This window comes from Saccharospirillum impatiens DSM 12546, from assembly GCF_000423605.1.
Lineage (GTDB): Bacteria > Pseudomonadota > Gammaproteobacteria > Pseudomonadales > Natronospirillaceae > Saccharospirillum > Saccharospirillum impatiens.
Window position 1 is genome coordinate 42,371 of sequence record NZ_AUIH01000013.1, and the last position, 23,040, is coordinate 65,410.

General features: G+C 53.5%; 21 protein-coding genes and 1 other RNA gene. 10 read left to right on the forward strand and 12 right to left on the reverse strand.

The annotated features are described in order from the left end of the window. Positions 1 to 83 precede the first annotated feature (83 nt). From G565_RS0110745 to G565_RS23810, 3 genes are all read left to right on the forward strand, one after another. Positions 84 to 590, forward strand: coding sequence for a TRAP transporter small permease (locus G565_RS0110745; protein ID WP_028670929.1), 507 nt, complete (start codon positions 84 to 86; stop codon positions 588 to 590). Then, complete coding sequence (locus G565_RS0110750) at positions 587 to 1,903, forward strand: TRAP transporter large permease (protein ID WP_245584166.1); 1,317 nt, start codon at positions 587 to 589, stop codon at positions 1,901 to 1,903. The genes G565_RS0110745 and G565_RS0110750 overlap by 4 nt, the downstream gene beginning before the upstream one ends. Positions 1,904 to 2,190: 287 nt before the next feature. Further along, entirely contained in the window at positions 2,191 to 3,147 is a 957-nt protein-coding gene (locus tag G565_RS23810; protein WP_084649330.1) for a LysR family transcriptional regulator, read from the forward strand. On the opposite strand, the gene mdlC is transcribed toward G565_RS23810, so the two are convergent. From mdlC to smpB, 7 genes are all read right to left on the reverse strand, one after another. Then, positions 3,144 to 4,736 carry a benzoylformate decarboxylase gene (gene mdlC, locus G565_RS0110760; protein WP_037338833.1) on the reverse strand — a complete coding sequence of 531 codons (1,593 nt, stop codon included), beginning with the start codon at positions 4,734 to 4,736 and terminating at the stop codon, positions 3,144 to 3,146. The two genes, G565_RS23810 and mdlC, sit on opposite strands and share 4 nt — an antisense overlap. A gap of 14 nt (positions 4,737 to 4,750) precedes the next feature. Continuing rightward, positions 4,751 to 6,049, reverse strand: a complete 1,299-nt coding sequence (locus G565_RS0110765; protein WP_037338801.1) for a TRAP transporter large permease — start codon at positions 6,047 to 6,049, stop codon at positions 4,751 to 4,753. After that, complete coding sequence (locus tag G565_RS23815; protein WP_051207772.1) at positions 6,049 to 6,588, reverse strand: TRAP transporter small permease; 540 nt, start codon at positions 6,586 to 6,588, stop codon at positions 6,049 to 6,051. Before G565_RS23815 ends, G565_RS0110765 begins: the two co-directional genes overlap by 1 nt. A 63-nt stretch (positions 6,589 to 6,651) precedes the next feature. Beyond that, entirely contained in the window at positions 6,652 to 7,689 is a 1,038-nt protein-coding gene (locus G565_RS0110775) for a TRAP transporter substrate-binding protein (RefSeq protein WP_028670933.1), read from the reverse strand. An 88-nt stretch (positions 7,690 to 7,777) separates the two neighbouring features. After that, positions 7,778 to 9,229, reverse strand: coding sequence for an aldehyde dehydrogenase (locus tag G565_RS0110780; protein ID WP_028670934.1), 1,452 nt, complete (start codon positions 9,227 to 9,229; stop codon positions 7,778 to 7,780). A gap of 1,007 nt (positions 9,230 to 10,236) precedes the next feature. Beyond that, positions 10,237 to 10,622, reverse strand: a transfer-messenger RNA (tmRNA) gene (ssrA, locus tag G565_RS26370). Positions 10,623 to 10,772: 150 nt separating this feature from the next. Next, positions 10,773 to 11,258, reverse strand: coding sequence for an SsrA-binding protein SmpB (smpB, locus tag G565_RS0110785; protein ID WP_028670935.1), 486 nt, complete (start codon positions 11,256 to 11,258; stop codon positions 10,773 to 10,775). Between the two features lie 150 nt (positions 11,259 to 11,408). Between smpB and G565_RS23820 the strand changes: the two genes are divergently transcribed. The 4 genes from G565_RS23820 (at position 11,409) to G565_RS0110805 (ending at position 14,318) form a co-directional block, all read left to right on the forward strand. Beyond that, complete coding sequence (locus tag G565_RS23820; protein WP_051207773.1) at positions 11,409 to 11,750, forward strand: CidA/LrgA family protein; 342 nt, start codon at positions 11,409 to 11,411, stop codon at positions 11,748 to 11,750. Continuing rightward, a complete protein-coding gene (locus G565_RS0110795; protein ID WP_028670936.1) occupies positions 11,747 to 12,448 on the forward strand; it encodes an LrgB family protein in 702 nt (233 codons plus the stop codon). The genes G565_RS23820 and G565_RS0110795 overlap by 4 nt, the downstream gene beginning before the upstream one ends. Positions 12,449 to 12,557: 109 nt before the next feature. After that, on the forward strand, positions 12,558 to 13,745 hold the full coding sequence (locus tag G565_RS0110800; protein ID WP_028670937.1) for a cytochrome c3 family protein: 1,188 nt from the start codon (positions 12,558 to 12,560) through the stop codon (positions 13,743 to 13,745). 39 nt (positions 13,746 to 13,784) lie between these two features. Next, a complete protein-coding gene (locus G565_RS0110805) occupies positions 13,785 to 14,318 on the forward strand; it encodes a NapC/NirT family cytochrome c (RefSeq protein ID WP_211227161.1) in 534 nt (177 codons plus the stop codon). Positions 14,319 to 14,572: 254 nt separating this feature from the next. Here the strand turns inward: G565_RS0110805 and astE are convergent, their stop codons facing one another. From astE to G565_RS0110830, 5 genes are all read right to left on the reverse strand, one after another. After that, positions 14,573 to 15,577, reverse strand: coding sequence for a succinylglutamate desuccinylase (gene astE, locus G565_RS0110810; protein WP_037338806.1), 1,005 nt, complete (start codon positions 15,575 to 15,577; stop codon positions 14,573 to 14,575). A 78-nt stretch (positions 15,578 to 15,655) separates the two neighbouring features. Further along, complete coding sequence (locus G565_RS0110815) at positions 15,656 to 16,369, reverse strand: ABC transporter permease (RefSeq protein WP_028670940.1); 714 nt, start codon at positions 16,367 to 16,369, stop codon at positions 15,656 to 15,658. Positions 16,370 to 16,371: 2 nt separating this feature from the next. Beyond that, entirely contained in the window at positions 16,372 to 17,082 is a 711-nt protein-coding gene (locus G565_RS0110820) for an ABC transporter permease (RefSeq protein WP_028670941.1), read from the reverse strand. A gap of 208 nt (positions 17,083 to 17,290) precedes the next feature. Further along, positions 17,291 to 18,049, reverse strand: a complete 759-nt coding sequence (locus tag G565_RS0110825) for a transporter substrate-binding domain-containing protein (protein WP_028670942.1) — start codon at positions 18,047 to 18,049, stop codon at positions 17,291 to 17,293. 258 nt (positions 18,050 to 18,307) lie between these two features. Next, positions 18,308 to 19,081, reverse strand: coding sequence for an ABC transporter ATP-binding protein (locus G565_RS0110830; protein WP_028670943.1), 774 nt, complete (start codon positions 19,079 to 19,081; stop codon positions 18,308 to 18,310). A gap of 138 nt (positions 19,082 to 19,219) precedes the next feature. Between G565_RS0110830 and G565_RS26765 the strand changes: the two genes are divergently transcribed. From G565_RS26765 to G565_RS0110840, 3 genes are all read left to right on the forward strand, one after another. Beyond that, a complete protein-coding gene (locus G565_RS26765; RefSeq protein ID WP_157600051.1) occupies positions 19,220 to 19,522 on the forward strand; it encodes a hypothetical protein in 303 nt (100 codons plus the stop codon). Between the two features lie 650 nt (positions 19,523 to 20,172). Then, a complete protein-coding gene (locus tag G565_RS0110835) occupies positions 20,173 to 21,768 on the forward strand; it encodes an ABC transporter substrate-binding protein (RefSeq protein WP_028670944.1) in 1,596 nt (531 codons plus the stop codon). A 245-nt stretch (positions 21,769 to 22,013) separates the two neighbouring features. Next, positions 22,014 to 23,024: an ABC transporter permease subunit gene (locus G565_RS0110840; protein WP_028670945.1), complete on the forward strand. Its 1,011-nt coding sequence runs from the start codon at positions 22,014 to 22,016 to the stop codon at positions 23,022 to 23,024. Positions 23,025 to 23,040: the final 16 nt, after the last annotated feature.

Here is a 23,040-nt window from a genome sequence, read left to right on the forward strand (position 1 = left end):
TGCCTTTTTCAAACCAAGCTACGACAGGTACAGCACATGCTGGTGTACCTGTCGTCCTTAACGGCTGCCAGCAGGTGAACATCATGCGCATTGCCAGCAAGGCCTACAAGGCCCTGATTGATCTACTCGCCATCATCGCCGGCGCTATGCTGGTATGGCTGATGGTGGCCATCGTCCTCACCGTCGCATTACGCAACCTCGGCTTGCAGCCTTCGGCCTGGTTTTTTGTGTCTACCGAATACGCCATGTTCTATCTTACCTTGCTGGGCGCGCCCTGGCTGGTTAGAGAAAAAGGGCACGTTTATATCGAATTGTTCACGGCAACACTGCCCAAATCCTTCCTCAACATTCACAGTCGAGCCGTCTCTCTGTTTTGCGTTGTGGTCTGCCTGGTACTGGCCTGGAAAGGCTATGACCTGGTGATGCAGAATCTCAGCCGGAACGACTACGATGTGCGCGCTTACTTCGTACCCAAATGGATACTCACCATCGTCTTTCCCTTCTGCTTCTTCCTGATGGCGACCGAGTTCTTAAAGTTTGTTGTTGGAAAAGACATATTGCACAGCGGTGAAGCGGGGATAAAAGAATGATGGAATGGTATTTTGCACTGGGCTTTCTGCTGTCACTGATCGTTCTCTTTATGGGCATCGGCACGCCCATCGCACTGGCCTTTCTCGCTGCCAACGTCATCGGCTCATGGTATTTCATGGGTGGGCAGAACGGCATTATTCAACTGCTTAATAACGGCTTCGGATCGCTGTCAAAATTCAGCCTGGTTCCCATACCGTTGTTTCTATTAATGGGGGAACTGTTCTTCCGCTCCGGGCTTGGCATGAAGATGTTCAATGCCATCGACCAGCTCATGGGCAAAGTACCGGGCCGGCTTTCTTATGTCACAGTCGTCGGTGGCACAGCATTCAGCACCCTGAGCGGTTCATCCATGGGGTCGACCGCTTTGATGGGCTCATTGCTCGTCCCGGAAATGACCAAGCGGGGCTACAAAAAACACATGTCGATCGGACCCATTCTGGGTACTGGCGGCCTGGCCATCATCATTCCGCCTTCAGCACTGGCTGTATTGCTGGGTACGCTGGCGAAAATCGACATTGCCCAATTGCTGATAGCGGGCATCATACCGGGGCTGATACTGGCACTTTTCTACATTATCACCATTTGGGTGCGTACCCGGCTCGACCCGGACGCTGCGCCCGTCTACGAGCTGGAACCGGTACCATTTCTAGCAAAAATCAAGCTAGTGCTGACCGACATAATTCCCATGGTGGGTGTCATGGTCATCATCGTTATGATGATGCTGTCTGGTCTGGCAACACCGTCGGAGTCTGCAGCCTTTGGTGCACTGGGTGTGATTATTCTGGGCTTCGTTTACCGAAAAATGAGTTGGGGCGTGTTTACCCAATCGGTCAGTGGTGCATTGAAAGTCACATTAATGGCGTATCTGATTGTCTTTGGTTCTGCGACTTTCAGTCAGCTACTGGCGTTTTCGGGAGCCTCAAGCGGGCTGATCGAATGGGCGACCTCTTATGACCTGGCGCCAATCTATATGCTACTGGCCATGTTCGGTGTGCTCTTACTGCTCGGCACATTCATGGAGCAGATTTCGATCATGATGCTGACGGTTCCCTTCTTCTTCCCACTGGCAGAAACACTGGGGTTTGACCTGATCTGGTTTGGCATCATCATCTTACTGGCACTCGAAATCAGCTTCACCACTCCACCCTTCGGCTTATTGCTGTTTGTGATGAAAGGCGTTGCACCGGCAGGCACCAGCATGCGGGAAATCTATACAGCAGCCATTCCCTACATTCTGTGTTCCATGTTGCTTGTCGCGCTGATGATTATCTACCCGCCGATAGCTACCTGGTTGCCGGGGATGATTAACTGAAGGTTGGGTTAGTCAAATGTAAAGTGGGCGTGAGCAGCTATTCGGTTAATCACCAGAACAGAGCAGACCTCAAGATGGTTCTGGCTATCATGACCCACTTTACATTCAAACTGGCACAAGGATTTCCAAGGGTAATGAACCTTCCTGGCGTCTATAACCGACCGTTCATTTAGTTCAGAGAGTTCTTGGTGGATAAGCTCCGATCGAAGTTTACTGGGTAGCGTTTAGCGCCCGATTGTTACACACTGAAGTAGCGTGCAACAATTACTGCAACGACAGGCGATCCTATGTCCCAACCAGACCTGAACCTCATTCGAGTCTTCGTCATGCTGTACGAAACGCGCAGCGTTACCCACTGTGCGCAACGATTAAATGTGACACAGCCCTCGGTCAGTTATGCTCTTTCAAGGCTGCGCGACCAGCTCGATGACCGGTTATTTGTGCGCCGCCAGCAGTCCATGACACCCACCATGACAGCTCACCAGATCTATCCTGACCTGAAAGCTGCGTTGCAGACGCTGGAAACACACTTGAACAGCCGGCATCACTTCGACCCTGTCAATTGCAATATGCGTTTTAGATTGGCACTCACCGATCTGGGTGAGATGGTGTTCTTACCCACCATCCTGAATTATCTTCAAAAAGAAGCGCCAGACCTGGAGTTGGAAGTGGTACCGCTGCAAATAGAGGATGTTCCAGAATGGCTAACTGCAGGGCAAGTAAACGCTGTTATTTGCAGCCGTCCCATAGAACTGCACAGCCTGGAGCGACAGACTATCATTCGTGACCGCTATGTTTGCATGGCGCGGGCCGATACGTTCGAGGATGGGCCCATTGACCTTGAAACGTTCTCCCGACGCAAACAAGTGGTGGTTGCCGGAACTTCTGGCCACAGTCTGGTTGAAGATATCCTGCATCAGCTGAATGTTCAGCGCAAAGTGGCGTTGGAAGTACCGCACTTTTCAATTCTGCCCAGTTTGTTGATGGCCAGTGGCTTGTTGAGTGTGCTGCCTGTACAAATTGCCAACCAGTTTGCCGCTGGTCATGACCTGGCGGTAAGGTCGCTTCCTTTTCAGGTTCCGGATTTTAATGTCTCGCTGTATTGGCACACCCAAGCCAACCGCTCACCGGCACAGCACTGGTTTTGTCAGGCCGTGCTGGAAGCGGTACGTTCAATGAATATACCGGAACCTGATGTACTCATTGATCGCTTGTTTGGCAAAGCAGGAACGCCATCCAACTAATCACCAAAGGTGGTAGTAACTTCAATCAAAAATGGACGGTTGTTCTGGTTTAATGCCTGTTGAAACAGGTCCTCAAACGCTTCTGCATTGTCTGCTGCTCCAGAGTCCACACCATAACCTCGGGCGATAGCACAAAAATTCAGATCAGGCACATCCAGCCCGGGAGAATCTTCTGCACCGAGCAGCGAGGCGAAACCACGCAAGGCTCCATAAGTGCCGTTCTTCAGAATAATAAATATCACGGGAACCTGATACTGAGCAGCTGACCACAGAGCCGTAATACCGTAGTTGGCGGAGCCATCACCAATAACGGCAACCACTCGACGGTCAGGCATACCCAACTGCACACCCACTGCCGCTGGCAGACCAAACCCAAGACCTCCTGCAGCCGGGAAGAAGTAGCTGTTGGGTTCAGTCATTTGAATATGAGACCAGAATGCCTCCTTGGTGGCCGTCGCTTCTTTAACGTAGGACACGTTTTTAGGTGCCAACCGGTTCAGCAAGTGGAATAGATTCTCCGGATTCATTGCCCCTGGTGGGTCTTTGGGCAGCGTTGGCTTGGCCATTGCTTCTGGAAGCACTCGACCCCTCACATCAAGCGTATCGACCAGAGCGGCCAGCGACCGTTTTACACTGGCCACCAGTGCTTCGCCAAAAGGAGCTCGGGCCGCTTGATGGGTATCACCAGTCAGGTGCAGTACCCGGGCCCCGACTGGCAGGTAGTTGCCCGGAATGTCCTTGTGATAGCGAAAGACGGGGGCACCCGCCACGAGAATGACATCGTGCCCTTCAAGGTGCTCACAGACTTCCCGAATGGAAATGGGCAATACACCTCTGAACGCCGGGTGGTTCGTCGGAAACGGACAACGGGATTCAGACGGCGCCACCCAGACTGGCGCCCCCAGTTTATTGGCAAGCCTTACGGCATCGGCATTTGCCCGCTGCGCGTCTACTTCAGGGCCGAGGACAAGTACCGGGTTTTCAGCCTGAGCCAGCAAGTCGGCCCATGCCTGAACTTGCTTCTGACCAGGTTCAGCACCCACCTGGACTTCACGTTCCAGCAAGTGAGCCATATTGGCATCAACTTTCTTGTCCCAGTCGTTGTGTGGGATCGACAGATAAGTCGGACCGGGGGTTGGCAAAGTGGCCTCCTGTATGGCCTGGCTCAGAGCCCTCGGTACATCAGCCGCCTCCATTGGCTCAAAGCTCCATTTCACCAGCGGCTGCGGCAACTGAGTCGCATCCACGTTAGTCAGCATGGCTTCGACACCGACCAGATTGCGGGCCTGCTGGCCAGCGGTTACTACCAGTGGGCTTTGCGAGTAGTACGCATTGGTTAAAGCTCCCATAGCATTACCGGTACCAGCTGCCGCATGCAGATTGATCATAGTGGGTTGCCCGGTTGCCAAGGCGTAGCCATCCGCCATCCCCATGACAGCCCCTTCATGCAGCCCGAGTATATAGCGAAAATCGCTTGGGAAGTTTTTCAGAAACGGCAATTCATTGGAACCGGGATTCCCGAAAACCGTGGTCATACCGTACTTTCTCAATAACTTATAAGTAAACGCGCGAATCGAATTGTCGGTCATATCTGAAAACACCATTACATACTATTGGGTAAGACCAGGACGAGCCACGGAAACAGCAGCAAGATGCCCAGCCGGACAAAATCAGACAGAACAAAAGGCAGCACACCCTTATAGATCTGCCCCAAAGAAACATCAGGTGCAACGGACCGGATGATGAAGCAATTGATACCAATGGGTGGCGTAATCATGCCCATTTCTACGGCCACTACCACCAGAATGCCAAACCAGATCGGATCAAAACCAAGGCTTTGAACAACAGGAAAAACAATCGGTACCATGAGGATGATCATGGCCATGGGGTCAAGCACGCAGCCCATCACGATAAAGGCCGCCAGTATCAGTAGAAGTACTCCGTAATCACCGATAGGCAATGCTACGAGCCAGCTGGTCAAGGTTTGGGGGGTTTGTGTTACAGCCAGGAAATAGCTGAACAACATGGCACCCACCAGGATAATGAAGATACTGACCGAGGTACGCAGTGCTTCGATCAGGCACTTTATCGTTGTGTTGAAATCCAACCGACGTCTTACCACACCGATAATATAGGTACAGACCGCACCCAACGCAGCGGCTTCTACGGGTGTGACGATGCCCAGGTATATCCCGCCAACAACCGCCATAAATAGCAGGATGACAGCCCAAACGCCTTTGAGTGCGTCCAGCTTTTCACGCCAGTCACTGCGCTCACCGGGCGGCATCGAATCCGGCTTGCGCCAGGCGATGATCAGGATCACAGCAACCTGAACCAATATCGCAAGGATGCCGGGAATAATGCCGGCAACAAGCAGCTTGCCGATATCCTGTTCAGTCAGAAACCCATAAAGCACCAATACCACAGACGGGGGAATCAAAATCCCCAGGGTACCACCCGAGGCGATTACTCCGGCCGCCAGGCTGTTGCTGTAACCCTGACGTTGCATCTCAGGCAAAGCCACTTTTGTCATGGTCGCCGCGGTGGCAACAGAGGACCCACAGATCGCGGCAAATCCACCGCAGGCCGCCAGAGTCGACATTGCCATGCCTCCCTTATAACGACCCAGCCATGCTTGCCCCACGCGGAATAACTCCCGGCTCATACCTGTTGCAGTGGCGAATACGCCCATGAGGATGAACATGGGAATCAGGCTTAGGTTGTAATTGGTTACTGTGCGTATTGGTGAAGAAGCCAGCGTAGCCAGTGCCGGGTCAACACTGATAACGGCAGCAAAACCACCCAATCCGACCAGACCCATGGCAATACCCACGGGCACACGCAAAAAGATCATGGTAAACAGGGCAACAAAGCCCAAAATAGTTATGAGATCACGGTCCATCAGGTGGGTTCTCCCGCATTTTCAGCCGCTTCATCGGCAACGCTTTTCTTGGATGGCAACCCCGCTGGATTGACGATCAACAGCCAAAGTCGGGCGAGAATCAAGAGCGTAGATGCGGCAACGCCCATCCAGGCCATGAAGTAAAACGGCCAAACGGCGGTCCGGGTATCGACAGTCAACTCTCCACCGTTTCGGACCGAGCCAACCTGTTTCAAAAGCATCCAGCAAAACAGGCCAACAAAAATGAGGATCAGTACCTGACCCAGAACGTCCACGACACGCTTAAGTCCGTCATTCATTCCCATGTAGAGCAGATCCACGGAAATGTGTTCATCGCGCCAGGACGCGCTCGCCAGCCCCCACAAAAGGGCGACGCCCAGCATAAGACTGGCGAAGGCGTGAGCGTCAGGAATAGGGCTGCCAAGCACGTACCGGGCACCGGCAGACACAAATACCAGCACTGTAACAGCAGCAAGAAATACACCTGCGATGCGCTCCACCCAGGTAGCGAATGCGTTGAGTAAATGGGTAAATGGCATTATTCCGAGTTTCCTGTCAGGAAGGGAGAGCCAGCCAGGACAACCTGGCTGACTAGGTGTTACTTACTCTCCGTAAAGGGCATCAACCGCACGCAGGCGATCCATCAAATCATCCCAAAGAACATCCGGATCATCACCGTTGTCACGCACGGCAGCAGCCCAATCAGACTGAAGATCGCTGGAGGCTTCGACCCAGGCGGAAACTTCAGACTCGGTGGGTGTATAGACCTCGTGGTCCGGGTTAGCGATAAACTCCTGACGAGCCTTGGCACCTTCCTCACTCCAGACTTCAATCAACCGGCCAGACCACTGCGCACTGCAATGTTCATCCATAACCGCCTGTTCTGACGCAGACATATTATTATAGGTATTCTGATTCATGATGAGCCCGAACACATTGACGTATAGCGGCACATCAAGATGGTAGTCGGCCGAATCACTGATGCCGAACGTCTTCAGGCTGTCCCAGGGGAAACCGATACCATCGACGACACCACGGGCCATCGCTTCGCGGGACTCAGGTGCAGACACCTGAACGTTACTGGCTCCCAAACTGCTAAACAGGTTGCCCACATTGCCATTGGGCGGACGCATGCTCAGGCCATCCAGATCTTCTGGCAGTACCACACGTTCACCGTTCATGTGCAGGGCACCCGTTGGCTGCAAAAACAACATACAGACCTTGGCACCATCGACTTCATGAGTACCGTGTTCCTGATACCAGTCGTGGAATACGCCCGATGCAGCAATAGGGTCAGATATTACAAAAGGGATTTCTGCAGCGCCGGCAATTGGAAAGCGACCTGGTGTATAGCTGAAGTTGGTGTACGAAATGTCTGAGATACCATCGCGTGCCATATCGTGGTGGTCTGCTGACGCACCCAGCTGCTGTGCTGGATACAGAGTGAAGGTCAAAGACCCATTGGTAGCTTCGGTAATGGACTCCATCCACGGTTCAAAACCACCAGTTGACAGTGGATGACTGTCAGGCACCCAACTTGCCAGGCGGATATCAGTTTCTGCATGGGCTGACGACCCTACAGCTGCCAGTGCTGTCACCGCCGCCAGTGATACACAGAGTTCATTGAGCTTGAAAGACATAGGAATTCACCTTTTAGTTGTTGTTTTGCAGTTTTTTTAGCTCGCTGATCAAGACAGTTTTCGATCGGCAAGCCAGTCGAAATAATCATCAAATTGGGTAGTGACGAGGCCCCATCTGCACGGTCATCCAGCGCAGCTCTGTAAATTCATCAATACCAGACCGGCCACCGAATCGACCGTAACCGCTGGCTTTGACACCGCCAAACGGCATCTGCGGTTCGTCGTGTACCGTTGGACCATTAACGTGACAGATACCAGATTCAATTTGCTGGCTCACTTTCATAGCCCGGGCTATATCCTTGCTGAAGACGGCAGCTGAGAGTCCATATTCCGTGTCATTGGCGATACGAATGGCTTCAGCATCATTCCTTACCCGGATCACAGACAACAATGGTCCGAATGATTCTTCTGTGTAGAGCCGCATCTTGCTGGTAACGCCATCGACAACCGTAGGTTGCATGATGACCCCTCGGGCCTCGCCGCCCGTGGTAACCCGCGCACCCAATTTCAAAGCGTCGTCAACCAGAGCATTCTGCTTCTTGCCCGATTCTTTACTGATCAGGGTGCCTAGCTGATTAGACTTGTCTGCCGGATCACCGGCTTTGAGTGTTTTCACTTTTGCTGTGAGCTTTTTAACAAACTTATCCGCCACTTTTTCATCAACGATCACTCGCTCAGTGGACATACAAATCTGGCCCTGATGGAAAAAAGCACCAAAGGCTGTAGCCGCTACGGCCTCATCCAGGTCGGCATCATCCAAGACAAGCAGCGGTGCTTTGCCACCCAGTTCCAACAACACTGGCTTGAAGTGCTCAGCCGCTTTTTGGGCAATCACCTTCCCAATACCGGTCGAGCCGGTAAAGTTCACACGACGAACGGCCGGCGCTTCAATAAGGGCGCTAACCACTTTGGCGGCATCTTCCGGGGCGTTTGTGATGCAGCTGACTTCCCCGTTATTCAAGCCAGCATCATGCAGCACCTCAGCAATTAAATGATGAGTGGCCGGGCACTGCTCAGAAGCCTTGAGGATTACGGTATTGCCACAGGCCAGTGGTGTCGCTATCGCTCGGGTGCCCAGAATAATGGGGGCGTTCCAGGGTGCTATGCCAAGTACCACACCACAGGGAACCTTCACGCCCATAGCCATGTTGTCGGGCACATCCGATGGAATGATGCTGCCCTGAATCTGCGTAGTCAGTGATGCCGCTTCACGCAGCATGCCTGCCGCAACCATACAATTGAATCCGGCCCAACCTGCAGTAGCGCCAGTCTCGGCGACCATGCGCTCGATGAAGTCACCCTGACGGGCCTCCATCAGGTCAGCAGCCTTTAGCAAAACCTCTCGCCGCTGACTCGGCCCGGTTTTAGACCAACTGGCAAATGCTCTTTCTGCTGCCAATACAGCACTTTTGACATCCTTTCGACTTGCAGCAACCGCCGTTGTGACTGTCTTTTCAGACAAGGGGTTGGCCCGCGTAAAGGTTTTTTTCTTTGCACCCAGCGCAGATTGGCCGCCGATCAGGAGTTTGAGATCAAACATGCTATGCCTCTTGTGATTATTGGACTCGAGTACGAATGCGACAAAGCCTTGAGAACGGTGGCTTGAACACAGCTTTATTGTCTTTTTTGTAGTTTTTTGATCTTAGGTTGACGAGATAAATCAATCAAATCGATAGTATTTCTTCTATATATAAACAGTATCTATTTACCAGAAGAACCCGGTGGCGCCATCCGGTGAATGAGGTGGGCAAAAATGGACAACAAAGCTTTCTTAGCAAGTAACCACTAACCGGCAAAAACCTACATAAAGGGCTCAGCTCTGTTATTCGGAATTGAACGGCATTCATTCGACAAAGATCAATTTACCCCGAGGCGCTGGCAACCACCGCTCAGCGACCGGGAGTGACATCGAAAAATGCGATCATGTACGTTCCGTTCCTGGCAGCGACTAAAAAAAGCGTTGAACAGCCCGGGTTAACATCGTATTGCGCTAATAAGGGCTCATGCCTGAGTCTGTTTTGGAGAGAAGGTGAACGTGATAAGGGATGTGGGGGACTGGCTTGTGTTGCCCTGTGAGTGTGCTTGTTGGGCTGGGCACGGCGGCGGGTCCATTCGTTCCCGGCGAATGGTCGACTAAATTGCCTGGAGCAATTTTGCATGAGCGAAGCGAGCCCTAAGGGCAGCCGCCAGGGATGGTGGCTGTAACCCGGCGCTGTGATTCCGCGCATCCTGCGCTCCACCCCTCTGGGGTCATCGGCAAAGCCGATGCTCAAAAACGCTCCAGGCGTTTTTGTAGCGAACGATTCCTACCGCCTCCACCACATCCAAAAAAAAAGCCACTCTGTGGAATGAGTATTCTTGTTGGGCTGGGCACGGCGGCGAGAATGATTCGGCACATCCATGTGCCGAACCCCTGCGGGGCGCCCTTTGGGCGTCCAAATCGGCAATCCTGCCGATTTGTCGAACCCGGACGCTGTGAGCGAACGATTCCTACCGCTTCGCGGATCAAAAAAAAGGGCCACCCCTGAGGGTGGCCCTTTTTTTGATTGGTGGAGGCGGCGGGAATCGAACCCGCGTCCGCAAGTCCTCTACTCTCGGTCCTACATGCTTAGTCACTTCTTTAATTTACCCTTGCCGTTACCGAAGGACAGGTGCGACTCGGGGAGCCTGGAATTAGGTTTTAGCAGCTCCGGCCCAGACAACCTTATGCTGCGATCCTGAATTATTGACAGTCAGCAGCCCCGTTCAGGCACAGGACAGTGACCGCCGGACCGGTTAAAGGGTCCAGTTTGAAGGATTATGCGGCTAGCGCGTAACCTTCGTAGTTGTCATCGTTTGCAACTATGAGTTTGCAGCTTTGGTTTTACGAGATTGGCTACCATCTCGGCATGCACCTTGAGCTTTGTAACCCGCGTCGAAGCCATGTCGCCCCCGAAACTGGTGTGTCATTCATCCGTGATGACCAAACTCTGGTGGTTCTTCCTGATTGTCTACTACTGGACTATTCCAGTACCTGTTTAATGGTGCTGAACTGATGGAAGTTCAAGCCCCTTTCAACAGCAGCCTAGTCTAGCACGAAGGCGTTAGTGATTATACGCCTTCAATACACGCTGTTTCTGACGACCCCATTCGCGCTCTTTAATGGTCGCCCGTTTATCGTGCAACTTCTTACCCTTCACCAGGGCAATGTCCGCTTTAACCTTGTTCTTCTTCCAGAACAGGGATAAACAGACCGCCGTATAGCCATCCTGCTCGGACTGGCGGGCAATTTTGTCGATTTCCTTGCGGTTCATCAACAGCTTGCGCGTGCGCGTCGGGTCAGCGATCACGTGGGTCGAAGCGGCTTCGAGCGGTGTTAAATGGGCACCGATCAACCAGGCCTCGTTATCCTTGAAAATAACGTAGCTGTCGACCAGTTGCGCCTTGCCGGCGCGCAGGCTTTTAACTTCCCACCCCAGCAGAACCAGCCCGGCCTCATACTTTTCTTCAATATGGTATTCGTGGCGGGCTCGTTTATTCTGGGCAATGGTACCGCCCGTGTGGACGGTCTTTTTCTTGGATTTACTCATGACCGGCATTATACAGGCCTTCCCCCCGGCTGGCGCAAGCGGTTGATTGAGGAATTCATCCGGTGAATCAATCAGTTGCGGCATTTGCGCTGATCCAACACACGGTTTCAGGCACACTGAGTGCCCATCGAATAAAGCAGGATTAAGGCAATGGTTCTGGGTTTTCTGGTGTTGCTGGTCTATTGGCTGGCTGGCGAAGCGCTGTCACAGTGGATTGGCTGGCCCATTCCGGGCAATGTGGTGGGTCTGGTCCTGCTGTGGATCACGCTGACTCTGCTGAAAAAGGTACCTCAACCGGTCGCCGAGGCCAGCAAAATGCTGATCCGCTACCTGACTCTGCTGTTTGTCCCCGCGGGTGTTGGCCTCATTGAACACTGGGACCGCTTAATGGCCAACGGTCACTGGATGTTGCTGATCATCGCCATCAGTACCGTGCTGGCAGCACTGGCCATGATCGCCACCTTCAAATTGTTTCGGGTGAATGCCTCATGAGCGTGTCGATCAACCTGTTACTTGCTATCAGTATGACCCTGGGTATCTATCTGCTGGCAGAACAGATCTATCGCCGTGCCGGGCGGTCTGCGCTGCTGCACCCGGTAATTGTCAGTATTTTCTCAATCATGGGCGTCATCACCCTGCTTGGCTGGGATTACCCGCAATATCAGCGCGATACACAGATGATCCACTTCTTACTCGGCCCTGCCACTGTCGCCCTGGCCGTGCCACTGCATGAGAACATGGCGCTGATCCGCAGGATGGCCGTGCCGCTGCTGGTTGCCTGCTTCACTGGCGCTCTGGTGGCCTCGGCCAGCGCCGTTATTCTGTCCGATCTGATGACCGCTGACGACGTACTGTCACTGAGTATGAGCGGCAAGTCGATCACGACACCCATCGCCATAGGCATGGTCGATAACCTCGGCGGCAGTGGGTCATTGGCAGCTGGGTTGGTACTGCTGACCGGCGCAATCGGCACCCTGTTATTACCAACGCTTATGCGCCTGTGCAAGCTGACTGATCATGCGCTCTATGGCTATGTGCTGGGGTTGACAGCTCATGGGTTTGGCACCGCACAGGCCTTTGAAAAGTCAGCGACCTGCGGTGCCTTTGCTGGCCTGTCGATGAGTTTGACCGGAGTGGTTACAGCGTTTCTGGTACCGCCACTGGTGCCCTACTGGATGGTGTGGTTCTAGTCTCGCTGCTATCCGTCGCTCTCTTGACCTGAATCAAGCACCAACCCTTTTTCTGGACTAGGCTGAGCCGATAATAACGATAATAAGCCATGGAAAGGGAGCTGTGCGTGTGAAACCTGCAACTGTCAGTCTGATTGGGCTGGGCCTCTTTGCGGCGGCCCTTCTGTTAGCGATGATACTCGGTTCGAGTGTCAACGTATCGCCCGATGCCACCAGCAACCCATCGCAGGCAAGCCTTCACGAGGGAGTCGAGGGCTTTCCGGCCGATTGCGCCAGCTGCCATGGAGACCGCCCGGACTACGCGCTGGCGGGTGCCCGGACTCAATATGTAGAATCAGGGCACTTTCTGGGATTTGACCTGGAAACGCCGCACGCTTACTACGCAAACGGGGGCGGTTGTCAGAGTTGCCACACACACGAAGGGTTTCTAGAGTTCCTCGATACCGGCCAGCGCGAAGCCACCCCCTACATTGAATGGCCTTCTCAACCGGGCTGCTTTACCTGCCACGAACCGCATGAAACCGGTGACTTTTCACTGCGCACCACCGCTGCGGTCAGCCTGATCAACGATCGGACCTTCGATGAAGGCGCATCCAACCTTTGTGCAAACTGCCATCAATCCAGAACCGACGCCATGACGGCGGTCAAAGCCACCCCCGCCAACCAGGTACGCAGCTATTTTGGTCCTCACTACGGTGTTCAGTCAAACCTGTATCTGGGTACCGGTGCCTATGAATTCAGCGATAAGGCCTACAGCAGCTCTCAACACCGCTTTGTGGTCGAGGAAGCCTGCATTGGATGCCACATGGCCTTGCCAGAAGGACGGTACAGTTTAACCGCTGCGCTTGGCGGACACAGCTTCAACATTGGCATTGGTGAAGCAGAACACAGCCAGCTCAACCCAACCTCGTGCGCCAATTGCCATGAGGGCATTGGCCAGCTACCCGGTACCCGACTGTTCGATAGCCCTGCCAATGACGACTGGGACAACGACGGCAATCTCGAAGTGGCCCAGGCTGAATTTAGAGGCTTGCTCGAACGACTGGTGAACGAAAACGGATCCGGCTTGCTGCAACAGGGCGAAGCCCCCCTGTTCACCAACACAGGTGAATTCAACACCCGGGCTCCAGAAGGTCTCATGCGCACTGAGGCAGAAATGGCCGCACTGTTTAACTACAAATTTATGAGTTCAGACCGCAGCCTTGGCCTGCACAATATGGTCTATGGGGTACAGATTCTGCAGGACACCATTGCGGCCCTGGATCCGACTTTCGATACCAGTACCCGGCCACGCTGACGTATGAAGATGAGACAGTTCTGGACATCCTTGTGGAAGATGCCTGCGAAGTGGCGCTGGCTGCTGCTGCCATTGGGTGGCTGGCTGGCGCTGATGATCGGAGCTCTCGGCTGGGCATCGTTTAACGGTGTCATGCACGTCACCAGCACCAACGACTTTTGTTACAGCTGCCATATTGGCAGCGATACCATTGTCGAAGAGTATCAGGCCTCGACGCACTTCAACAATGAACATGGCTTCGTGGCGACCTGTGCCGACTGCCATATCCCCCACGAGTTTGTGCCAAAACTCATCACCAAAATAAAGGCAACGGGGGATGTTTACCACCAGATCGCAGGAACGATCACGCTCGAAAATTTCGAATCCCATCGCCCTGCGCTGGCACAAGGCGTATGGGATGACATGACGGAAAACGATTCTCGCGAATGCCGCAATTGCCACAGCCCCGACCTCTGGCAAACCAGCCTGCAATCAACCCGTGCTCAGAACAGTCACAACCCGGCATTCTGGGCAGAACAGGATCTAACCTGCATCAGTTGCCACAAAGGGCTGGCTCACGCTTTACCGCAATAGCCCGTAAGCCCCTTTCGCAGGTTGCTGAAAAAAGGCTTCCTGCCTTTTTCAAAACACGAGATCCAAAAGTTGCAATTTTGCCTCTCTCACACAACCAATGACTTAACAGTAATTAATTTTGCCGGAACGCCCGAATTGTCGGACCACAGGTTCCAGTAGCAGGCCGCCGAAATTCTACGAATTTCAACCGCCTGTTGGCGATATGGGCTTTAAAAGCAGTACATCGCTTTCGTGGGCCAGCACCAGCTTGTCGGTCAGGTGCGGGCTTTGAGCATCAGACCAGCGCGCTCGCCAACGGGCACTTTCGGGTTGGGAAAGACAATGTATTCCGGTTCGGTGCCTACCCGATACTCCTGACTGCCATCGCGCCAGATCAACGTGCCGGGTGCATACTCGGTAAAATTCAATGCATCATCAGGAATGAAAAACTCCCATTGATCACTGGTAACGTCGATGGTGTGGCACACCTCAAACTCCGTGACCGGCCGTTTGGGCTGCTCCGGTAACGGCTCACCGGCGATCAACTCGCGCAACGCAAAATCGATACCACGGTAACGGGACAGATCATTTTCGCCAAAGGGCTTGACCGACCCAAGTTCGAGCGTAAAACTTTCGGCACCATAACGCAGCGATGAGAACGATGAAAACGTATTGGCTTCCTGTTGCTGCAATAGAACAGCGTCGATATCCGCCCGTGCCAGGAACGCTTTCTGATTGTCTGGCAACTGCCGCCCTTCAACAAAGGGGTATATGCCAAAGCGCTCACGCTTGCTGGCGCGTATAGCCGTATGCAGATCATAGTGAAAGCGTTGTTTAACCGTTACCGGCTCTTCTGCAAAGAAATTGGCAACATAGGCTTCCAGTTTGGCGGCCCGCTTCACCTCCTTGAGCGAGGTATCGTATTGTTGCCAGTCGCCCGCGAACAATCGATTCATATTGACGTCTGTAAAGCGCCTGGCGATGTTCATCGACCAGGGGTTCCCCATGACAAACAATACCCTCTGCCCGGCCTTCTGCTCTTCATCCAGAATATCGCGCACCATATCCCGCACCAGTTCAATCGGTGCGGTCTCGTTGCCATGTACAGCGCAGGAAATAACCAGCGACGTATCGCAAGCCGTATTGGGTTCAACACGCAACACACCACAGTCGAGCAGGGTCACTTCAGTGCCTGCCGACAGCACTGAGAACTCCGGTGTGACGGCATCATCGGCCGTAGCCAGGGTGTGTTGCAAGAAATCGGCGTGGGGGCCAAACATGGGGTCAGTGCTCCGGTTCATTACCAAAAAAAGGCCGCTTAAGGCGGCCTGTACATACCATTCATTGTGCTTACAACGCTAGCGGGGGCGCAAGTGGCCCAGCAAGCGTTTTTCGAGTTGCTTGAATACACCCAAAATACCGAACGTCAGTATCAGATAGATACAAGCCACAAAAATAAACGCAGGGAATGGCGCATAGTACTGAGCGTAGATGTTTCGGGCTGCACCCAGCAAATCAATGATAGTGACCACTGACGCAATGGCGCTGGCATGCAACATGAAAATCACTTCATTACTGTAAGCCGGGATTGCACGGCGAAAGGCACTTGGCAAGACGATTCGGCGCATCCTTTGAGCCCAACTCATCCCGTAGGCTTTGGCCGCCTCAATCTCACCGCGTGACGTTGCCTCAATGGCACCACGAAAGATCTCGGTGGTATAGGCGGTGGTGTTGAGCACAAACGCGATCAGGGCCGGGTAAAACGCCCCTCTGAAAATCTCCCACCAAAAGGTATCCTGAATACCATCAATCAGGGTTACCCCGTAATAAATCATATAAAGTTGAACCAGCAGGGGGGTGCCGCGAAACACATAGGTATAGACCCACACCGGACGACTGAGCCAGGGGTTTTCCGAGGCACGCATGATCGCCAGTGGAATGGCGATCAAACCACCAATAATCAGTGACAGAAACACCAGTTGCACAGTCGTTACAAGGCCACCCCAGTATTGCATCAGCGTAGCCGGGGTAAAAATATCATTGCGTTCAAGCAAGGCAATAATGGCTTCCATAATCAGCTGCCTCCCTTAACAACGCCAGCGCTGTATTTGTTGTTCAACAGTTTGAAAATGATGTCTGACAACCCAGCGATAGCCAGGTACACGATGGCAACAGGTATGAAGAACTTGAACGGAGAGCCGGTCGACTTTGCCGCCTCGCTGGCCAACCTGACCATATCGGCCAGGCCGATCACACTGACCAGGGCTGTGGTTTTCAGCAACACCTGCCAGTTGTTGGCGATACCGGGAATGGCGTGGCGCATCATCTGCGGAAACATGATGCGTTTGAATACCTTCCAGCCACTCATTCCGTAGGCTTTACCCGCTTCAATCTGTCCGTTTTCAACGGCCATGAAGGCACCGCGAAATGTTTCAGACATGTAAGCGCCGAAAATAAAGCCGATGGTAAAGACCCCCGCCATAAACTCGTTGAACTGAGGGTAAGGCAAATCAAAACCGAGGTCGTAATTCAGATAGTCAAGAATGGTGTTCAGTGCGATCTGGCCACCGAAAAACAGCAGCATCATCCAGACCAGATCGGGGACACCCCGAATCAGCGTGGTGTAAAAAGTGGCCACGCCTTTGGCCAGTCGATTGCTGGACATTTTACCCCAGGCCCCCATTAACCCCAGAAATACAGCGAGGATTAATGAAAACACAGCCAGCTCTAACGTAATAATGGCACCGCCAAAAATGGACGGTCCATAGCCCTCGAAATCAAACACAGGCTCTACTCTCGTTATTGTTTAATTGACTGAGTTGCTTGGTCTGCCTACGCGACTGCACGGCAGACAACAAAGCGCAGTGTGAAGCAGGCCGAGTAACACAGAACCTAAGGAGCGGCTGAACAGTCCCCGGGGGCAATCATTCAGCAACACCTTAAGGGGCCGGACGAGTCCGGCCCCCGATCAAACGTTCAACGAATCGAATTCGTTACAGCTTGATGTCGATATCAAAGTACTTCTGCATGATGGTGTCGTAGGTTCCATCATTTTTCAGTTGCTCAAGCGCAGCACTGACCTGTTCTTCCAGAGCGGCGTCACGCTTGCGAAAAGCAGCGCCTACGCCTTCGCCGAAGATACGAGTCGGTTCTTTAATGAAGTCGCCTACCTGAGTGACGCTGTCGTTGCCATCCAGCATTTCAATGCCAACCGGAGCGTCGATGAACATGGCGTCCAGACGACCGCCTTGCAGATCTACAATCATGTCATCGGCAGTGGTGTAACGGACCACTTCAGCACCGGTCAGAAACTCGGTTACGTAAGTATCCTGAATGGTGGCACGCTGAACACCGACGCGCTTGCCATCGGCGCTGCCCGGCATAAAGCCATTACCGTTAGGTGCAAAGAATGCAGACGGGGTAGTGTAGTAAGGCTCTGAAAACAGAACGCGCTTCTGACGCTCTTCGTTGATCGACATAGAGGAGAAGATCATGTCGTATTTACGAGCCAGCAAACCCGGGATGATACCGTCCCAAGCCTGAACGACCCATTCACAGTCGCTTCCGGAAACGATCTGGCAGACTTCGTTGCCCAGTTCGATTTCGAAACCGGTCAGCTCACCATCGGGTGAACGGTATTCAAACGGTGGGTAGGGTGCGTCGACGCCTACACGAATGTTGTCCCAGCTCTCAGCGGTTACAGCAGAGGTCATTGCGAGCATACCCGCAACAGCAATTAACGTTTTTTTCATTATGGTTGACTCCAGTGTTGTCATTCGATCAGGTGGTTCCTGATTCCTAGTATGAGGGGGCTGATGCCACCCCTTTTTCATCATCCCGTCGTCCATAACGTTGGGCACAACCGGGTAGGTTGAATTGGTATCCGGCGCGATCGGATACCGGACACGTCCTGTGTCCATACCAGCTAACGCTGATCATACGGCTTGGCCGCCCCCGAATGCGGGGTCCGGCCAAGGGATTCCAGGGTCTGCAATGAGCGACGCCTGCAATCAATAGCTCGGTGCAATAAACTGTTTGAAGCGTTCCGACTTGGGGTTGTTAAACACCTCTTTCGGATCGCCGTATTCTTCAATTTTTCCCTGGTGCAGGTACATCACCTTATTGGAAACATCCTGGGCGAACGCCATTTCATGCGTCACCACCACCATGGTGCGCCCTTCTTCCGCCAGCGCCCGCATGACTTTCAGCACCTCACCGACCAGTTCAGGGTCCAGTGCCGAGGTTGGCTCATCAAAGAGCATCACCTCAGGGTTCATTGCCAGAGCCCGGGCAATGGCGGCCCGCTGCTGCTGCCCACCTGACATGTGTGCCGGGTAGTAATTGCGTCGATCGTACAACCCAACCCGGTTCAAATGCTCTTCGGCGCGCTCTATGGCTTCTTTTTTACTGATGCCGAGCACATGAACCGGCGCCTCGATGATGTTTTCCATCACCGTCATGTGGGCCCAGAGGTTGAACCCCTGGAACACCATGGACAACTGGGCACGCATCTTTTCAACCTGTCTAATGTCGGCAGGTTCCCGAACACCACGGCGATTGGTCTTGAACGCAACTTTCTCACCATGCACCTGAATGTCACCTGAAGTGGGGATCTCAAGCATATTGATGCAGCGTAGAAAGGTACTTTTACCCGACCCGGAAGAACCAATGACGGAGATAACATCGCCTTTATGTGCTTCCAGTGAAATGCCCTTGAGGACTTCAAGCTCACCAAAACACTTGTGTATGTCGGTGGCTATCAGCGGGGCTACTTGCTGACCCATTGTGGTCTCCTGATCCGTTCCTGCCTGCGGTACCTGCCGAATGTCCGTACACTGTTGCCACTGGACACCTGAGGCCGGCAGAACTGATTACTTTTTATGCGTTTTTGTTGCTGGCATTTTGAATAAGCCCGAGTGCATATGCAAAACATAATCGCACCCGGGGTTGTGGTTGTGCGACATGCGCTTGACTTCGGGGGATTCACCGGCCTGTTCAGCGACAGCCAGACCAGCGTAGACAAGGCTACTCGTTACACCATTCGCTCAGCGCATGCCGGGAGGCTGCGTAGAAGCCGCGCTGGCTGGTCCAGCCATCGGCCGTGGCGACGCCTGCATCAGGATAGCAGGACCGGGCCGACGCTTTATGCACTGATTGATGCCGCAATGGATTCGCCTCTTGAACGCTGTGCATTATCTTACAACACGATTATTCGGGCACTCTGACTGCAAAGTCACCCAAGCGTCGTTACCGACCGGGGATCACTATGGTCCCAACCACGGCGAGAAAGAGCAATGGCAGCCCAGTGTCTGTGGAGTCAGTACGCTGTAAACCCGGGTCAATCGAAATGAATATTTGACACTATGGCCAAAAATTCAACGCTGACGGTCTGCTACTGACCGACCCCGCCTCAGACAAAGCAAAGTGCGGACCACTTCCCAGACCTTTTAACCTTAGTCGAAAATTGGCCGCTAAAACACTGCACAGCCCCTTAACTTTTACAGCTTTGAGACATAAGGGCGGCAATCTGACGTGACGGCTATCGCAAAAATTTAGCATTTCCTGACTGGTTGCCCTATTTTAAACCCTGCTTTATGCTCAAGCACCACAGTTGACCATAAGTACGGTTATATCGGAGTCAGGGCACGGGTCAGGCTTTGAGGTGTTAGGTACACCTCAAAGCCTGACCCGTGCAGATTGCGGGGACCTGTACTGTGGCGGCAACGCCAACTGTCGGCCTGTGCCTCAGCGTGGTCTCATTCTTGCTGAAGCGATGGCTCCCCGCTGCTCTTCCTCACTGAGCATCGGGCCAAAGGCCTCTGATGAGCATTTTATGTACAACAGAGGCTTACATAATAAAAGGAGAGATATAACAATGAAGAAAAGTCTGTCACTTTTTGCTGGCGCAGCGCTTGCGACGGCAATGGCTTCAACCGCTGTTGCGGACACCTTTGTGTTTTGTTCGGAAGCGAGCCCTGAAGGCTTTAACCCCGCATTTTACACGTCTGGCACAACCTTTGATGCCTCTTCGCGCACCATGTTCAATCGACTGGTTGAATTTGAGCGCGGCGGCACCTCAGTTGTACCCGGACTGGCTGAAAGCTGGGAAATTTCCGAAGACGGCCTGACTTACACCTTCAACTTGCGTGAAGGCGTGAAATTCCACGCGCGGTCAGACTTCCGTCCAAGCCGTGAATTCAATGCCGAAGACGTTGTGTTCAGCTTTGAACGTCAAATGAATCCGGATCATCCGTTTCATGGCGTCAGCAACCAGGACTATGCCTACTTTGGTTACATGGGCATGGCCGACGCGATCGACTCGATCTCTGCGCCGGATGACTACACCATTGTCTTCAACCTGAGCGCTCCGAACGCCACCTTCCTGGCCAACCTGGCCATGGATTTCGCCTCCATTCACTCGGCTGAATACGCTGACGCCATGATGGATGCCGGCACGCCGAACCAGGTCGACATCACGCCTATCGGTACCGGCCCGTTCATTCTGGCTCAGTATCGCAAAGACTCTGTGATTCGCTATGTACGTCACAATGCGTACTGGGAAGGCGCTGCAGACATCGAACGTCTGGTGTTCTCAATCACGCCTGATGCCAGTGTGCGTTATGCAAAACTGCGCGCCGGTGAGTGTCACCACATGGTGTATCCGAACCCTTCCGATGTTGCAGCCATGCAAGACGACCCGAACATCAACGTGCTGTCTCAGCCCGGTCTGAACGTCGGTTACCTCGCGTTCAACACCAACAAAGCACCGTTCGACAATGATCTGGTACGTCAGGCGCTGAACATTGCGACCAACAAAGAAGCCATTCTGGATGCGGTTTACCAGGGCGCTGGTCAGGTTGCCAAGAACCCGATCCCACCGACAATGTGGTCTTACAACGAGAACGTGGTCGATTATGACTACGATCCCGAGTATGCCCGTCAGTTGTTGGCCGAAGCCGGCTTTGAAGATGGCTTTGAAACCGACATCTGGGCAATGCCGGTACAACGCCCTTACAACCCGAACGCTCGCCGCATGGCTGAGCTGATTCAGGCTGACTGGGCTGCGGTTGGCGTTGACGCTGAAATCGTTTCTTTCGAGTGGGGCGAGTACCTGGAACGCACCCAGAACGGTGAGCATGAAACCATGATGCTTGGCTGGACAGGCGACAACGGCGACCCGGACAACTTCCTGAACACCCTGCTGGGCTGTCAGGCGGCTGAAACCGGTGGTAACCGCGCTTTCTGGTGTGACGAAGAGTTCAACTCTCTGGTAGACCAGGCACTGCGTACGCCAGTCGTAGAAGAACGCACAGCTCTGTACGAAGAAGCTCAGGTTGTATTCAAGGCGGCAGCGCCCTGGATCACCATTGCGCACTCCGTCGTATTCGAGCCGGTACGTCCGGAAGTAGAGGGATACGTCATGAGCCCGTTCGGTTCGCACTCCTTCTACGGGGTTAGCCTCGCAGACTGAGTCAGAATCTGACCCTCCAAACGTCCCTATCAGGGCGGCAGACTATCTGCCGCCCTTTCTTGTTTATAAACCGCCGACATCATCGCTGGGTGATGCAGGCACCGGCGCCTATCCGGTACCGGCTCAAGCACTGCACCGGGCCGTGATCCCCGGTTCGATGCATTAGCAGAAACCAGGTCGCCTGACCCTACTGGTTTCAGTCCCGAAATGGCACATCAACCATTTCAGGTTGGAGAAAAGACTCAATGCTACAATTTTTAATACGCCGTCTGGGCATGGTGATTCCCACCTTTATCGGGGTCTCACTCTTCACCTTCGCGTTAATCTACCTCATCCCCGGTGACCCCATCACCATCATGGGGGGCGAACGCGGGTTTGGCGCTGAAGAGCGCGCTGAACTCGAGGCCATGCTGGGTCTGGACAAGCCCATCTGGCAGCAATATTTCATCTATCTGGGCAATGTACTTCAGGGTGATCTCGGTACATCCTATGTGACCCGTCAGCCGGTGATGTCTGAATTCATGACACTCTTCCCGGCCACCGTGGAATTGACAGTCTGTGCGGCTATCTTCGCGGTGATTACGGGCCTTACGCTGGGTATACTGGCCGCCATCAAACGGGGTGGCATACTCGATCACACGGTGATGACCATTTCGCTCGCCGGTTATTCAATGCCCATTTTCTGGTGGGCTCTACTGCTGATTCTGTTCTTTTCCGTCAACCTGGGCTGGACACCGGTCTCGGGGCGGCTCGACGTCATGTTCTGGGTAGATGAAGTCACCGGGTTCATGCTGATCGATACGCTACTGTCCGATGAAGACGGAGCCTTCCTGTCTGCGCTGAGCCACCTGGTACTGCCCTCTATTGTTCTGGGCACTATTCCGATGGCCGTCATCGCACGGATGACCCGATCTTCCATGCTGGAAGTGCTCGGTGAAGACTACATTCGCACCGCCCGTGCCAAAGGCCTTTCCAAGCGGCGCATCATCGTTAAACACGCCTTGCGTAACGCCCTGATTCCGGTGATTACCGTGATGGGCCTGCAGGTCGGTTTGCTGCTCAGCGGCGCCATTCTGACCGAAACCATCTTTGCCTGGCCGGGTATCGGCAAATGGCTGGTTGAATCGATTGGCCGGCGCGACTACCCCGTGGTTCAGGGTGGGCTGTTGCTGATTGCCACCATCATCATTCTGGTCAACCTGCTGGTCGACCTCATGTACGGCGTGGTTAACCCGCGCGTACGTCACAGCAAGTAAGGAGCCAGCACATGAC

What these genes read in the sequence shown, in the direction of transcription:
- G565_RS26765 (WP_157600051.1), top strand. Translation starts at nt 19,220, where the DNA reads ATGCAAAACATAATCGCACCCGGGGTTGTGGTTGTGCGACATGCGCTT.
- G565_RS0110780 (WP_028670934.1), bottom strand. Translation starts at nt 9,229, where the DNA reads ATGTTTGATCTCAAACTCCTGATCGGCGGCCAATCTGCGCTGGGTGCA.
- G565_RS0110830 (WP_028670943.1), bottom strand. Translation starts at nt 19,081, where the DNA reads ATGGGTCAGCAAGTAGCCCCGCTGATAGCCACCGACATACACAAGTGT.
- smpB (WP_028670935.1), bottom strand. Translation starts at nt 11,258, where the DNA reads ATGAGTAAATCCAAGAAAAAGACCGTCCACACGGGCGGTACCATTGCC.
- G565_RS23815 (WP_051207772.1), bottom strand. Translation starts at nt 6,588, where the DNA reads ATGCCATTTACCCATTTACTCAACGCATTCGCTACCTGGGTGGAGCGC.
- G565_RS23820 (WP_051207773.1), top strand. Translation starts at nt 11,409, where the DNA reads ATGGTTCTGGGTTTTCTGGTGTTGCTGGTCTATTGGCTGGCTGGCGAA.
- astE (WP_037338806.1), bottom strand. Translation starts at nt 15,577, where the DNA reads ATGTTTGGCCCCCACGCCGATTTCTTGCAACACACCCTGGCTACGGCC.
- G565_RS0110795 (WP_028670936.1), top strand. Translation starts at nt 11,747, where the DNA reads ATGAGCGTGTCGATCAACCTGTTACTTGCTATCAGTATGACCCTGGGT.
- G565_RS0110775 (WP_028670933.1), bottom strand. Translation starts at nt 7,689, where the DNA reads ATGTCTTTCAAGCTCAATGAACTCTGTGTATCACTGGCGGCGGTGACA.
- mdlC (WP_037338833.1), bottom strand. Translation starts at nt 4,736, where the DNA reads ATGACCGACAATTCGATTCGCGCGTTTACTTATAAGTTATTGAGAAAG.
- G565_RS0110840 (WP_028670945.1), top strand. Translation starts at nt 22,014, where the DNA reads ATGCTACAATTTTTAATACGCCGTCTGGGCATGGTGATTCCCACCTTT.
- G565_RS23810 (WP_084649330.1), top strand. Translation starts at nt 2,191, where the DNA reads ATGTCCCAACCAGACCTGAACCTCATTCGAGTCTTCGTCATGCTGTAC.
- G565_RS0110805 (WP_211227161.1), top strand. Translation starts at nt 13,785, where the DNA reads ATGCCTGCGAAGTGGCGCTGGCTGCTGCTGCCATTGGGTGGCTGGCTG.
- G565_RS0110815 (WP_028670940.1), bottom strand. Translation starts at nt 16,369, where the DNA reads ATGGAAGCCATTATTGCCTTGCTTGAACGCAATGATATTTTTACCCCG.
- G565_RS0110835 (WP_028670944.1), top strand. Translation starts at nt 20,173, where the DNA reads ATGAAGAAAAGTCTGTCACTTTTTGCTGGCGCAGCGCTTGCGACGGCA.
- G565_RS0110745 (WP_028670929.1), top strand. Translation starts at nt 84, where the DNA reads ATGCGCATTGCCAGCAAGGCCTACAAGGCCCTGATTGATCTACTCGCC.
- G565_RS0110825 (WP_028670942.1), bottom strand. Translation starts at nt 18,049, where the DNA reads ATGAAAAAAACGTTAATTGCTGTTGCGGGTATGCTCGCAATGACCTCT.
- G565_RS0110750 (WP_245584166.1), top strand. Translation starts at nt 587, where the DNA reads ATGATGGAATGGTATTTTGCACTGGGCTTTCTGCTGTCACTGATCGTT.
- G565_RS0110765 (WP_037338801.1), bottom strand. Translation starts at nt 6,049, where the DNA reads ATGGACCGTGATCTCATAACTATTTTGGGCTTTGTTGCCCTGTTTACC.